Annotated in this window: 8 protein-coding genes; 6 read left to right on the top strand and 2 right to left on the bottom strand. The window is 70.5% G+C overall.

Annotated features, from left to right (window positions below):
* Nucleotides 1–140 precede the first annotated feature (140 nt).
* Both ACFY8U_RS35750 and ACFY8U_RS35745 read left to right on the top strand, forming a co-directional pair.
* A complete protein-coding gene (locus tag ACFY8U_RS35750) occupies nucleotides 141–1,661 on the top strand; it encodes an APC family permease (RefSeq protein WP_389576282.1) in 1,521 nt (506 codons plus the stop codon).
* A gap of 25 nt (nucleotides 1,662–1,686) precedes the next feature.
* Entirely contained in the window at nucleotides 1,687–3,312 is a 1,626-nt protein-coding gene (locus ACFY8U_RS35745; protein WP_389576281.1) for a flavin monoamine oxidase family protein, read from the top strand.
* Nucleotides 3,313–3,315: 3 nt separating this feature from the next.
* On the opposite strand, the gene ACFY8U_RS35740 is transcribed toward ACFY8U_RS35745, so the two are convergent.
* Nucleotides 3,316–4,707, bottom strand: coding sequence for an FAD-binding oxidoreductase (locus ACFY8U_RS35740; protein ID WP_389576280.1), 1,392 nt, complete (start codon nucleotides 4,705–4,707; stop codon nucleotides 3,316–3,318).
* 102 nt (nucleotides 4,708–4,809) lie between these two features.
* Entirely contained in the window at nucleotides 4,810–6,612 is a 1,803-nt protein-coding gene (locus ACFY8U_RS35735; protein WP_361769616.1) for a glycoside hydrolase family 15 protein, read from the bottom strand.
* Between the two features lie 420 nt (nucleotides 6,613–7,032).
* On the opposite strand from ACFY8U_RS35735, the gene ACFY8U_RS35730 reads away from it, so the two are divergent.
* The 4 genes from ACFY8U_RS35730 (at nucleotide 7,033) to ald (ending at nucleotide 12,848) form a co-directional block, all read left to right on the top strand.
* On the top strand, nucleotides 7,033–8,682 hold the full coding sequence (locus tag ACFY8U_RS35730; RefSeq protein ID WP_361439290.1) for a CTP synthase: 1,650 nt from the start codon (nucleotides 7,033–7,035) through the stop codon (nucleotides 8,680–8,682).
* 87 nt (nucleotides 8,683–8,769) lie between these two features.
* Entirely contained in the window at nucleotides 8,770–9,396 is a 627-nt protein-coding gene (locus ACFY8U_RS35725) for an NUDIX hydrolase (protein WP_361439288.1), read from the top strand.
* A 203-nt stretch (nucleotides 9,397–9,599) separates the two neighbouring features.
* Complete coding sequence (locus tag ACFY8U_RS35720) at nucleotides 9,600–11,585, top strand: AAA family ATPase (RefSeq protein WP_389576279.1); 1,986 nt, start codon at nucleotides 9,600–9,602, stop codon at nucleotides 11,583–11,585.
* Between the two features lie 147 nt (nucleotides 11,586–11,732).
* A complete protein-coding gene (gene ald, locus ACFY8U_RS35715) occupies nucleotides 11,733–12,848 on the top strand; it encodes an alanine dehydrogenase (RefSeq protein WP_352191660.1) in 1,116 nt (371 codons plus the stop codon).
* Nucleotides 12,849–13,024: the final 176 nt, after the last annotated feature.

The raw sequence follows: 13,024 nt of genomic DNA, 5'->3' as shown, positions 1-13,024 counted from the left end.
ACATGTTCCGGCAACATCACCGCGGGGTCACCGGGCCCGACACTTCGTCCATTTCGTCGACAACTCGTCGTCCCGTTGGGCCAATTGCGCGACCGCATGTCGATTGTGGCGTACGTCACGCGAGAGGATCCTCTCCGGCCATGGCAGAGAACCCCACCCCTGAGGTGCAGCGACTCAAAGCGAACTCGGTCGGTCTGGTCGGCGTCGTCTTCATGGCCGTCGCCACCGCCGCGCCGATCACGGCGATGACGGGAAACCTCCCCATCGCCGTGGGTTTCGGCAACGGCACCGGCGCGCCCGCCGGCTATCTCTTCGCGACCCTCGTCCTGACCGTCTTCTCGGTCGGCTATGTGGCCATGGCCAAGCGGATCACCGCCGCGGGGGCCTTCTACGGCTACATCTCGCACGGACTCGGCCGGATCGCCGGCATGGCCTCCGGCATGCTCGCCGTGCTCGCGTACATCGTCTTCGAGGCCTCGATCGTCGGCGTCTTCGCCTACTTCACCCGGACGACGGTGGCCGACCAGCTCGGCGTGGACCTGCCGTGGATCGTGTACGCGGCGGCGATGCTCGCCGTGACCGCCGTCCTCGCGCACTTCGACATCAACCTCACCGCCAAGGCGCTCGGCGTGATGCTCATCGCCGAGATCGCGGTCCTGTTCGCCGTCGCCACCGCCGTGCTGATCTCCGGCGGCGGTCCCGACGGCATCCCGGTCGAGCCGGTCAACCCGAAGAACGCGTTCACCGGTGCGTCCGCCGGGCTCGGACTCTTCTTCGCGTTCTGGTCGTGGGTCGGCTTCGAGTCGACGGCGATGTACGGCGAGGAGTCCCGCGACCCCAAGCGGGTCATCCCCCGCGCCACACTCGTCTCCGTCATCGGCGTCGGCCTCTTCTACATCTACGTCTCCTGGATGACCATCGCGGGCAACGGGCTCTCCGGTTCCGTGAAGCTGTCCTCCTCCGCCGCGCCCCTCGACCTCTTCTTCGCCCCCACCCAGGCCTTCATCGGCGCCTGGGCCGTCGACGCCTTCCAGTGGCTGCTGCTCACCGGCTCCTTCGCCTGCGGCATGGCCTTCCACCAGTGCGCCTCCCGCTACCTGTACGCCATCGGTCGCGAGGGGTTCCTCCACCCGGCGCTCGGGCGAACACACCCCCGACACGGCTCGCCGTACATCGCCTCCTACGTCCAGAGCGCCATCGCCGTCGCCCTCGTCGGCGCTTTCTGGCTCACCGGTCAGGACCCGTACATCCACCTCTACACGCTGCTCGCGATCCTCGGCACGATGGCCATCCTCATCGTCCAGACCCTCTGCTCCTTCGCCGTCATCGGCTACTTCCGCGCGCATCACCCCGAGGACCGGCACTGGTTCAAGACGCTCACCGCGCCGCTGCTCGGCGGAATCGGCATGATCGCCGTGGTCGTCCTGCTGATCGTGAACATGAAGACCGCGGCGGGCCTCGCGGCCGACTCCCTCCTCTTCAAGGCGATCCCGTGGATCGTCGGAGCGGTCTTCCTCGGCGGCCTCGGCCTGGGCTTCTACCTCAAGGCCAGGCGGCCCGAGCGCTACGAGATCATCGGCCGGATCGTCCTGGAGGACGCGACCGAGCGCGACGACGACACACAGCCGGCCCCCGCCCCCACCGCCGTACCGCAGAGCTGATCCCTCACCTCTCCAGGAGCGCCTCATGGCACGCACGAATCCGATGCACCTCCTGCACCGCCTCGCCGCCGAGCACGCCGACGCCCGACGACTGAACCTCCCCGTCGACGAGTTGAGGGGGATGAGGTCCGACCCGATGGGCCGCCGCTCCCTCCTGAAGTACGCCGCCGCGGCCGGGGTGGCCGTCACCGCGGCCACGGCGGTCTCCCGGCCGGCCGTGGCGCGCGCGGTGACGCCCGCCCGTGTCGCGGTGGTCGGCGCCGGTATCTCCGGCCTGACCGCGGCCCTCACCTTGCAGGACGCGGGCCTGAGCCCCACGCTCTACGAGGCGGACCCCTCGCGCGTCGGCGGCCGGATGTGGACCCAGCGGAGCCACTGGGCGTACGGGCAGACCTCCGAGATCGGCGGCGAGCTCATCGACACCAGCCACAAGAAGATGCTGGAACTCTGCCGTCGCTTCGACCTCCCCGTCGAGGACTTCCTCGGCGGCGGCCCCACCGGCGCGGAGGAGGTCCTCTGGTTCAACGGCGCGTACTACCCGCGCCACCAGGCCGACGAGGACTTCAAAGCGGTCTATCAGGCGCTGCGCCGTGATCTGTCGGAGGCCGGCGAGGTCACCTGGAACCGCACCACCCCGACCGGCACCGCGCTCGACAACATGTCCGTCCACGCGTGGATCGAGTCGAGAGTGCCCGGCGGACACTCCTCGCCGCTCGGCCGCTTCATCGACGTCGCCTACAACGTCGAGTACGGCGCCGACACCACCGAACAGTCCTCGCTCGCCCTCGTCCTGCTCATGGGCTACCAGACCAATCCCGGCAACTTCAACATCTGGGGGCTGTCCAACGAGCGCTACCACATCACCGGCGGCAACGACCGGCTTCCGAACGCGATCGCGGCCGCTCTCGCGCCCGGCACCGTGCGCCACGGCTGGGCGCTGACCGCGGTACGGGCCAACGTGGACGGCACGCAGACCCTCACCTTCAGCGAGGCCGGTGCCACCCGCACCGTCACCGCCGACCACACCGTCCTCTGCCTGCCGCTGCCGGTCCTCAAGCAGCTCGACCTCACCCAGGCGGGGTTCGACCCGCTGATGAAGAACCTGCTGCGGGATGCCCGGATGGGGTACTGCACCAAGCTCAACATGCAGTTCGGCACCCGCCCATGGCGCGGCACCGGCGCCTGGCCGGGTGTCTCCGCCGGCGACTGCTTCACCGACGCCGAGGTCCAGCAGACCTGGGACACCACCAAGATCCAGGGCGGTACGGGAGGCATCCTCATCCAGTACGGCGGCGGCAGCCTCGCCAAGTCCCTCACGCCCGCCGGGCCGTTCTCCACCCAGTCCGACCCGTACGTACGGAGTCTGGTGAGCCGTCACCTGACCGGCATCGACGCCTTCTTCCCCGGCACCTCCACGGCGTACACCGGCCGCGCCCAGCTCTCCGCCTGGCACCGCCACCCATGGGCGCTCGGTGCGTACTCCTGCTGGCCGGTCGGATATCTGCACCGGTACGCGGGCTACGAGGGAACCGCCCAGGGCAACATCCACATCGGCGGCGAGCACTGCAGTTACGACTTCCAGGGCTTCATGGAGGGAGGGGCCACCGAGGGCGAGCGGGCCGCACGGGAGGTGATCGACGCGCTTCGGTGAGGCTCAGGCGCCGGCCGGAGTGATGTTGTGGTTGAAGCGGAAGACGTTGTCGGGGTCGTACGCGGCCTTGACGGCGGCGAGCCTGCGGTAGTTCTCGGCTCCGAAGCCGGAGACGACCCGGTCCTCGCCCTCGGAGCCGATGAAGTTCAGATACACGGCTCCGGTCGACCACGGCCGCACATCGGCCCGGACGTCCCGTACCCACTGGACCGTACGGGTGTCGTCCGCGGGGTCCGTCCAGGTGGCGAAGGGGTGGACGGCCCAGGGCGACGAACGCCACGGGATCGGGTGGTCGGCCGGGCCGGCCGCGACCGCGCCGCCCTGCATGAACAGCACGTTCTGAGTGCCCGTGGGCATCGGGATCTGCTCCGAGCGGGAGCAGAAGACGTCCACGGCCTCGTCCGGGAAACCCGTCAGATACTCGGCCGACCAGTAGTTCCGCAGCCCTGGCGGGTCGTCGATCATGCACTGGAGATCCGCGTACGCGATGTCGGTGACGACCTCGATCACCGGGCCCAGGGCGAACAGCGGCGCCGCCAGTTCGCGGACTTCGGCGACGGGACCGGCACAGGTGAACAGCGCGCCGCAGACCAGCTGCCCGACGAGATGGTCGGGCACGAACGGCTCGGGCGGAGCCGGGAAGTAGATGACCCCGCCGCCCACCTCGTCCGGAGCGGACTCGCCGAGGTCCCGGAAGAGACGCACCACCTCGGGGGCCTTCTCCGGCAGGAAGAAGAGCATCGCGATGCTCATCTCCGGCAGCTCGTGCAGCCGCAGGGTGAGCGAGGTCGCGACGCCGAAGTTCCCGCCGCCGCCGTGAAGCGCCCAGAACAGCTCCGGGTTCTCCTTCGCGTCCGTGTGCACGTGCTTGCCCTCGGCGGTGATCAGCTCGGCGGCGAGGAGGTTGTCGCAGGCAAGCCCGAACTTCCGCTCCAGCCAGCCCGATCCGCCGCCCAGCGTGAAGCCGCCAACGCCCGTCGTGGAGACCCGGCCGCCGGTGGTGGCCAGATGGAACGGCTGGGTCGCGCGGTCCAGATGGCTCATCGTGGCGCCGCCCTCGACCCGCGCGGTCAGGTGCTCCGGGTCGGCGACGACCGCGTGCATCCGGCGCAGATCGATCACGAGCCCGTCGTCGACGACGGAGCTCCCGGCGACGCTGTGACCGCCGCCGCGCACGGCGACGGGCAGCTCGGTCTCCCGGCCGAAGAGGACCGCGTTGGAGACGTCCTCCGCAGTCGCGCACTGGGCGATGACCGCCGGGCGCCGGTCGATCATGCCGTTGTGGATCTTCCGGGCCTCGTCGTAGCCGGGATCGCCGGGCACGTACACCTCGCCCGCCAGATCCTCACGGAGTCCGGCGAGGGCGCTGTCCGGGACGTGGGTACGGGGAGCCATGGCGCCCCCCTTTCCGAGGGGGGACAGGTCCCCTTCAGCGTATTCCGGGGAGCCCTGTCCCGCGCCTCAGCCCCGTGGCGCGCCTCGGCCCCGCCCCGCGCCTCAGCCGCCGTACGCCCCGCTCGCCGTCAGCCGCAGCGCCGTGTCGATCAGCGGCACGTGGCTGAAGGCCTGCGGGAAGTTCCCCACCTGCCGCTGCAGCCGCGGGTCCCACTCCTCGGCGAGGAGCCCCAGGTCGTTGCGGAGCGCGAGCAGCCGCTCGAAGAGCTTGCGGGCCTCGTCCACGCGCCCGATCATCGCCAGGTCGTCGGCGAGCCAGAACGAGCACGCCAGGAAGGCGCCCTCGTCGCCCTCCAGGCCGTCCACGCCGGCCTCCTCGCCCGCGGTCGGATAGCGCAGCACGAAGCCGTCCTCCGTGGACAGCTCCCGCTGGATCGCCTCGATCGTGCCGATGACCCGCTTGTCGTCCGGCGGGAGGAAGCCCATCTGCGGAATGAGCAGCAGCGAGGCGTCCAGCTCCTTGGAGCCGTACGACTGCGTGAACGTGTTCCGCTCCTTGTCGTAGCCCTTCTCGCACACGTCCCGGTGGATCTCGTCGCGCAGCTCGCGCCAGCGCTCCAGCGGGCCGTCGGCGTCCCCGGACTCGATGAGCTTGATCGTGCGGTCGACCGCCACCCAGGCCATCACCTTGGAGTGCACGAAGTGGCGGCGCGGCCCGCGCACCTCCCAGATGCCCTCGTCGGGCTGGTCCCAGTGCGTCTCCAGGTAGCGGATCAGCTTGAGCTGGAGCAGTGAGGCGTAGTCGTTGCGGGAGAGTCCCGTCATGTGCGCCAGGTGCAGGGCCTCGGTGACCTCGCCGTACACGTCCAGCTGGAGCTGGTTGGCCGCCCCGTTGCCGACCCGGACCGGGCCGGAGTTCTCGTACCCCGGCAGCCAGTCCAGTTCGGCCTCGCCGAGCTCCCGCTCGCCCGCGATCCCGTACATGATCTGCAGGTTCTCCGGGTCGCCCGCGACCGCCCTGAGCAGCCAGTCCCGCCAGGCGCGGGCCTCCTCGCGGTATCCGGTGCGCAGCATCGACGACAGCGTGATCGCCGCGTCGCGCAGCCAGGTGTAGCGGTAGTCCCAGTTCCGTACGCCGCCGATCTCCTCCGGCAGGGAGGTCGTCGGCGCGGCGACGATGCCGCCCGTCGGCGCGTACGTCAGCGCCTTCAGCGTGATCAGCGAGCGGACCACGGCCTCCCGGTACGGGCCGTGGTAGGTGCAGTGCTCCACCCACTCCCGCCAGAAGTCCTCGGTCGCCTCCAGCGAACCCTCCGGGTCCGGCAGGGCCGGCGCCTCCTTGTGCGAGGGCTGCCAGCTGATGGTGAAGGTGACCCGGTCACCCGGCGTGACGGTGAAGTCCGAGTACGTCGTGAGGTCCTTGCCGTGCGTCTCGGCGTCCATGTCCAGCCACACCGAGTCGGGTCCGGCGACGGCCACCGTGCGGTCCCCGACCTTGTGCACCCACGGCACGACCCGTCCGTAGCTGAACCGCATCCGCAGCGCGGAGTGCATCGGCACCCGGCCGGAGACGCCTTCCACGATCCGGATCAGCTGCGGCGCGCCGTCACGCGGGGGCATGAAATCGGTCACCCGGACCGTGCCGCGCGGGGTGTCCCACTCGGACTCCAGGATGAGCGAGTCACCGCGGTAGCGCCGGCGGTCTGCGGGTGGCGGGGAAGCGCCGTTCGGAACGGCGGGACCGACCCGCCAGAATCCGTGCTCCTCCGTGCCGAGGAGCCCCGCGAAGACGGCATGCGAGTCGAAGCGGGGCAGGCAGAGCCAGTCGACACTGCCGTCCCGGCAGACCAGGGCGGCGGTCTGCATGTCTCCGATGAGTGCGTAATCCTCGATGCGCCCGGCCACGTGCTCTCTCCAGATCGAACGGCCACGTCCGCCCCGCAGGGCGCTTGCTACAGGTCAGCGGTCAGGTCGGCGGTCAACTGATCGTTGACGCTCGGCGGCGAGTGTCCGAGCAGGATACGACGCATCGCGTTGCGTTCTCGTCACGTCGTGGCTCCGATCGGGTGAGCAGGGCTTGACGCCGCGAGGACCCCCGGCGCCGGGGCGCGCACCCGGGGGGCGCGTCGCCATCCGTGTGCACTCGACTGCCCCGTGTGGCCGGAAGCAGTCTCCCGATGTCGCTGATACCCTGGTACCCCGTGGACCGGTGGGAAACGGCGACAGCCGAGCCCCCGCAACCGCAGCGACGGCACCCCCCGATTCTTCCGGAGGGCACGCCGGAACGCACCTCCAGAACGCGACCACGGGAGCCCCCTCTTGGCGATGCCGCCCAAAACCACGACGACCAAGCACATCTTCGTCACCGGGGGTGTCGCCTCCTCCCTCGGCAAGGGCCTGACCGCCTCCAGCCTGGGTGCGCTCCTCAAGGCGCGGGGCCTGCGGGTCACGATGCAGAAGCTCGACCCGTACCTGAACGTCGACCCCGGCACGATGAACCCGTTCCAGCACGGCGAGGTGTTCGTCACCAACGACGGCGCCGAGACCGACCTGGACATCGGCCACTACGAGCGCTTCCTCGACGTCGACCTCGACGGCTCGGCCAACGTCACCACCGGCCAGGTCTACTCGCAGGTGATCGCCAAGGAGCGGCGCGGCGAGTACCTCGGCGACACCGTCCAGGTCATCCCGCACATCACCAACGAGATCAAGTCCCGGATCCGCCGTATGGCGACCGACGACGTCGACGTGGTCATCACCGAGGTCGGCGGCACGGTCGGCGACATCGAGTCGCTGCCGTTCCTGGAGACCGTCCGTCAGGTCCGCCACGAGGTCGGCCGCGACAACGTCTTCGTCGTGCACATCTCGCTGCTCCCGTACATCGGCCCCTCCGGCGAGCTGAAGACCAAGCCGACCCAGCACTCCGTCGCCGCGCTGCGCAACATCGGTATCCAGCCGGACGCCATCGTGCTGCGCGCCGACCGCGACGTCCCCACCGCCATCAAGCGCAAGATCTCGCTGATGTGCGACGTGGACGAGGCCGCCGTCGTCGCCGCCATCGACGCCAAGTCGATCTACGACATCCCGAAGGTCCTGCACACCGAGGGCCTGGACGCCTACGTCGTGCGCAAGCTCGACCTGCCGTTCCGCGACGTCGACTGGACCACCTGGGACGACCTGCTGGACCGCGTCCACAATCCGGAGCACGAGGTCACCGTCGCGCTCGTCGGCAAGTACATCGACCTGCCCGACGCGTACCTCTCGATCACCGAGGCCATGCGCGCCGGCGGTTTCGCCAACAAGGCGCGGGTCAAGGTCAAGTGGGTCACCTCCGACGACTGCAAGACCGCGGCCGGCGCGAAGAAGCAGCTCGGCGACGTCGACGCGATCCTGATCCCCGGCGGCTTCGGCGACCGCGGTGTCAACGGCAAGATCGGCGCGATCCAGTACGCCCGTGAGAACAAGGTGCCGCTGCTCGGCATCTGCCTCGGCCTGCAGTGCATCGTCATCGAGGCCGCCCGGAACCTGGCCGACATCCCGGACGCCAACTCCACCGAGTTCGACGCGGCCACCGCCCACCCGGTCATCTCGACCATGGAGGAGCAGCTCGCGTACGTCGAGGGCGCGGGCGACCTGGGCGGAACGATGCGCCTCGGCCTCTACCCGGCGAAGCTCGCCGAAGGCTCCATCGTGCGCGAGGTCTACGACGACCAGCCGTACGTGGACGAGCGCCACCGCCACCGCTACGAGGTCAACAACGCCTACCGCGCGGAGCTGGAGAAGAAGGCCGGTCTGGTCTTCTCCGGCACCTCCCCTGACAACAAGCTCGTCGAGTACGTCGAGTACCCGCGCGAGGTGCACCCTTACCTGGTCGCGACCCAGGCCCACCCGGAGCTGCGCTCGCGTCCGACGCGTCCGCACCCGCTCTTCGCGGGCCTGGTCAAGGCGGCCGTCGAGCGCAAGACGGGCAAGTAGTACGAGGAGTTAACGTTGCCGGGGTACAGGTCCTTCACCAGGGCCCGTACCCCGGCTTTCGTGTGTGGTTCGTGTGGGAGGACGCAGATGGAGTTGCAGGACACCCCGGAGGAGTGGCGGGTCGTCGCGACGACGACCCCGTTCCAGGGAAACAAGACGAGTGTCCGCACGGACGACGTGGTCATGCCCGACGGCACGGTCGCGCGCCGCGACTACCAGGTCCACCCCGGCTCGGTGGCGGTCGTGGCCCTCGACGACCAGGACCGGGTGCTGCTCCTGAAGCAGTACCGGCACCCCGTACGGCAGAAGCTCTGGGAGATCCCGGCCGGCCTCCTCGACGTGCCGGGGGAGAACCCGCTGCACGCCGCACAGCGCGAGCTGTACGAGGAGGCGCACGTCAAGGCAGAGGACTGGCGGGTCCTCACCGACGTCTACACGACGCCCGGCGGCTGTGACGAGGCGGTACGGATCTTCCTGGCGCGGGACCTGTCGGAGGCACAGGGCGAACGCTTCGACGTCTCCGACGAGGAGGCCGACATGGAGCTGGCCCGGGTCCCGCTCGCGGACGTGGTGCGCGGCGCGCTCGCGGGCGAGCTGCACAACAACTGCCTGGTCGTGGGCGCGCTTTCGCTGGCGGCCGCCCGCGCCGGCGACGGCCTCGACGCGCTCCGCCCGGCGGACGCACCCTGGCCGGCGCGCCCGTTCGAGGCGTAGCCCCGCGACCGAGTGGGCCTTCTTCCGCCCCCGGGGAGGAAGGCCCACGACCCTGACTCCGGTCTGAACATCTGCTGATCCGATCGGGGGACCTGTCCGCCCTGCTCCGCCGGGTCCGGTGCACGCCCTGAACTACGCTCGGAATCGCCCGTGCGGAGACCCCCGCGGGATCGGTCGTGCGCAGGTGGACGGGAGCGTGGCCCGTGACGGATCAGGCGGTGGCAGCGGGCGGGGTGCGGAACTTCTACGGTCGCCAGCGGGAGTTGAAAGCTCTGCGCGCCGACATCGAACGGACCGGACTCGACACCCTCGCCGGCCACAAGGCACCCCGCGCGCGTGTCCTGCTGATCGCCGGGCGCCCTGGCTCAGGACGGACGCGGCTCGCCGAGGAACTCGTCGCGGGATTCGGTACGGCCTACCCCGACGGTGTGTTCCGCGCCCGGCTCACCGAACCCGGCGGCGACCCGGTCCCCACCGCGCGTGTCGCGCAGGGGCTGCTCCAGGACCTGGGTGTCGCCGAACCGCCCGGAGCCGGGGAGGACGAGCTGACCGAACTCGTCCGCGAGGCCCTCGCCGCACGCCGTTGCGTCCTCCTCCTCGACGACTCCGTCGACGCCGAACAGGTCGACCCGCTCATCCCCGACAACCCCGACGCGCTCGTCGTCGCCGTCGCCAAGGGACCGCTCACCGGAATCCCCGACGTCCGGCCCTGCACCCTCGGCGGCCTCGACCCCAAGTCGGCGATCGAGCTGCTCACCGCCTTCACCGGTTCCGTCCGGGTGACGGTCGACCCGCAGGCCGCCGAGACCCTCGTCGAGGAGTGCGGCGGCCAGCCCGCCGCCGTCGTCCTCGCCGGCGGCTGGCTCGGCGCCCGCCCCAAGGCCTCCGTCGCCGACCTCGCCAAGCGGCTGCGCGCCCTCTCCGGCGACCCGCTCTCCCGGGCGTTCCACCTGGTCCACGAGTCCCTGGCCCCACCGGCCGCCCGGATACTGCGATACCTCGCCCTCGCCCCGCTCGGCCGGGCCGACGCCCACACCGCCTCCGCCCTGGCCGGCTGCTCCGTCTCGGCGGCCGCGAGCACTCTGGCCGGTTTCGTCGCGCTGGGTCTCGCCGCCGAGGGGGAGGACAGCCAGTACGAGGTGCCCGGGCACCTCGTGCCCCTGCTCCGTGAACAGATGGAGGAGCGCGACCGCCCCGCCGAGGTCCAGCTCGCCCGGGCCCGGATGCTGGAGCGGACCGTACGGCTCCTCCAGTCCTGCCGCGCGGTCACCGAGCCCGAGGGGTCCACGGCACGCAAGAAGCTCGCCGGACTGCCCCGGGCCCTGCGCTTCACGAACGTGCCCGCCGCCGCGGACTGGCTGGAGAGCCGCCGGCCCGTACTGCTCGCCTCCGCCCGCCTCGCCGTCGCCGACGGGGAGCTCGACACCCTGGCCCGCCGGCTCGTCGCCGCCCTGGTCAGGGCCGAGACCGCGCACCGCGGCGCCGAAGCGGCCGCGCCCGTCCTCTACGGCCTGCACCGGCTCGTCCTGGACGTGGCCGAGCGGCGCGGACTGCACCGGGAACGGGCCGCGGCGCTGCTGAACATGGCCGACCTCGACGCCAGGACCGGCCGCACCAAGGACGCCCTGGCCCGCTACCGGGCCGCTCTGGACGCCGGCCGGGCCGCGAACGACCCGTACGCGATCGGCCGCGCGATGGAATCCGTAGGCGGTTCCTACCAGGAGCTGGGGGACTGGCAGCGGGCCGGCGACTGGTACGGCAGGGCCCTCGCCCAGCGCCTCGCCCGCGACGAGCGGGCCGACCAGGCCCGGCTCTACGCACGGCTCGGCACCGTCCAGACCTACGCGGGCCGCTACGGCGAGGCCCTGCGGAACTGGCGCGCCGCCGCCGCCGGCTACCGGCGGCTCGCGGATCTCCCCGGTCACGCGAGGGCGTTGAGCGAGGCGGCCCGGGTCCAGGAGTACGCGGGACGACCCGAGGAGTCCCTGCGGACCTGCGAGGAAGCGGTGGAGTGGGCACGACGGGCCCAGGACGTACGGCTCCAGGCGGCGCTGCAGCTCCGGCTGGCCGACACCCTCGACCGGCTCGGCGACCCCGCAGCGGCCCGATTGCACCGGTCCGCGGCCGAAAGACTCCTCGGAAGCGAGACTTCCGCCTACGAAATCCGTAGTGCTTCCAGTGAAGATTAATGCTTTGCAAGGCTAGACACGGGGAACTCCTTCATTAGACTGGGTGCGCCGCGATCGATCGCGGTCTGTCCCGGTGTGCCGTGGTGCATCCGGGTATGTATCGCAGTGCACCCCCCGTTTCCCCTGATTCAAGGACCGTGATCGACGATGAAGGTCGGCATCCCCCGCGAGGTCAAGAACAACGAGTTCCGCGTGGCCATCACCCCCGCCGGTGTCCACGAGCTCGTCCGCAACGGCCACCAGGTCTTCGTCGAGCAGAACGCCGGTGTGGGCTCCTCGATCACGGACGAGGAGTACGTCTCCGCCGGCGCGCAGATCCTGCCCACCGCGGACGAGGTCTGGGCCACGGCCGACCTGCTGCTGAAGGTCAAGGAGCCCATCGCGGAGGAGTACCACCGCCTCCGCAAGGACCAGACCCTCTTCACGTACCTGCACCTCGCCGCCTCCCGCGAGTGCACGGACGCGCTGCTGGAGTCCGGCACCACCGCCATCGCCTACGAGACCGTCGAGACCGCGAACCGCGCCCTGCCGCTGCTCGCCCCGATGTCCGAGGTCGCGGGCCGCCTGGCCCCGCAGGTCGGCGCCTACCACCTGATGCGCTCGGTCGGCGGCCGTGGCGTGCTCCCCGGCGGCGTCCCCGGCACCCACGCCGGCGAGTGCGTCGTCATCGGCGGCGGCGTCTCCGGCTGGAACGCCACCCAGATCGCCGTCGGCATGGGCTTCCACGTGACCCTGCTCGACCGTGACATCAACAAGCTCCGCGAGGCCGACAAGATCTTCGGCACCAAGGTGAAGACGATCGTCTCCAACGCCTTCGAGCTGGAGAAGGCCGTCGTCGAGGCGGACCTCGTCATCGGCGCCGTCCTCATCCCGGGCGCCAAGGCCCCGAAGCTGGTCACCAACGAGCTCGTCGCCAAGATGAAGCCCGGAAGTGTCCTTGTCGACATTGCGATCGACCAGGGCGGCTGCTTCGAGGACTCGCACCCGACCACCCACGCCGAGCCGACCTTCCAGGTTCACAACTCGGTCTTCTACTGCGTCGCCAACATGCCGGGCGCGGTTCCGAACACCTCCACCTACGCCCTGACCAACGCCACGCTGCCGTACATCGTGTCGCTGGCGAACAACGGCTGGGTCGAGGCGCTGCGCCGCGACGCCGCCCTCGGTCTGGGCCTCAACACCCATGACGGCAAGGTGGTTTACAAGGAGGTCGCCGAGGCGCACGGCCTCGAGCACGTCGAGCTGGCGAGCCTCCTGGGCTGACCTTCTTGGACGTCGCGTCAACTCGCGCCGTCAACCTCACGCATCCGGCCGGACCTTGTGCACCAAGGTCCGGCCGGATGTGCATCCGGCCACTTCCGGGGCGCCGAGCAACTCGCCTCGAACGTAACCCTTTAACCGTTTCGCACACCCCCGAAACGTGCGGATGCATGCCTGCG

Origin of the sequence: Streptomyces sp. NPDC012508 (assembly GCF_042902595.1) — a bacterium.
Taxonomy (GTDB): Bacteria; Actinomycetota; Actinomycetes; order Streptomycetales; family Streptomycetaceae; genus Streptomyces.
The sequence above is the reverse complement of the archived record's forward strand: the minus strand, read 5'-3'. Positions and strand labels throughout refer to the sequence as shown.

What these genes read in the sequence shown, in the direction of transcription:
- ACFY8U_RS35750 (WP_389576282.1), top strand. Translation starts at nt 141, where the DNA reads ATGGCAGAGAACCCCACCCCTGAGGTGCAGCGACTCAAAGCGAACTCG.
- ACFY8U_RS35745 (WP_389576281.1), top strand. Translation starts at nt 1,687, where the DNA reads ATGGCACGCACGAATCCGATGCACCTCCTGCACCGCCTCGCCGCCGAG.
- ACFY8U_RS35740 (WP_389576280.1), bottom strand. Translation starts at nt 4,707, where the DNA reads ATGGCTCCCCGTACCCACGTCCCGGACAGCGCCCTCGCCGGACTCCGT.
- ACFY8U_RS35730 (WP_361439290.1), top strand. Translation starts at nt 7,033, where the DNA reads ATGCCGCCCAAAACCACGACGACCAAGCACATCTTCGTCACCGGGGGT.
- ACFY8U_RS35725 (WP_361439288.1), top strand. Translation starts at nt 8,770, where the DNA reads ATGGAGTTGCAGGACACCCCGGAGGAGTGGCGGGTCGTCGCGACGACG.
- ald (WP_352191660.1), top strand. Translation starts at nt 11,733, where the DNA reads ATGAAGGTCGGCATCCCCCGCGAGGTCAAGAACAACGAGTTCCGCGTG.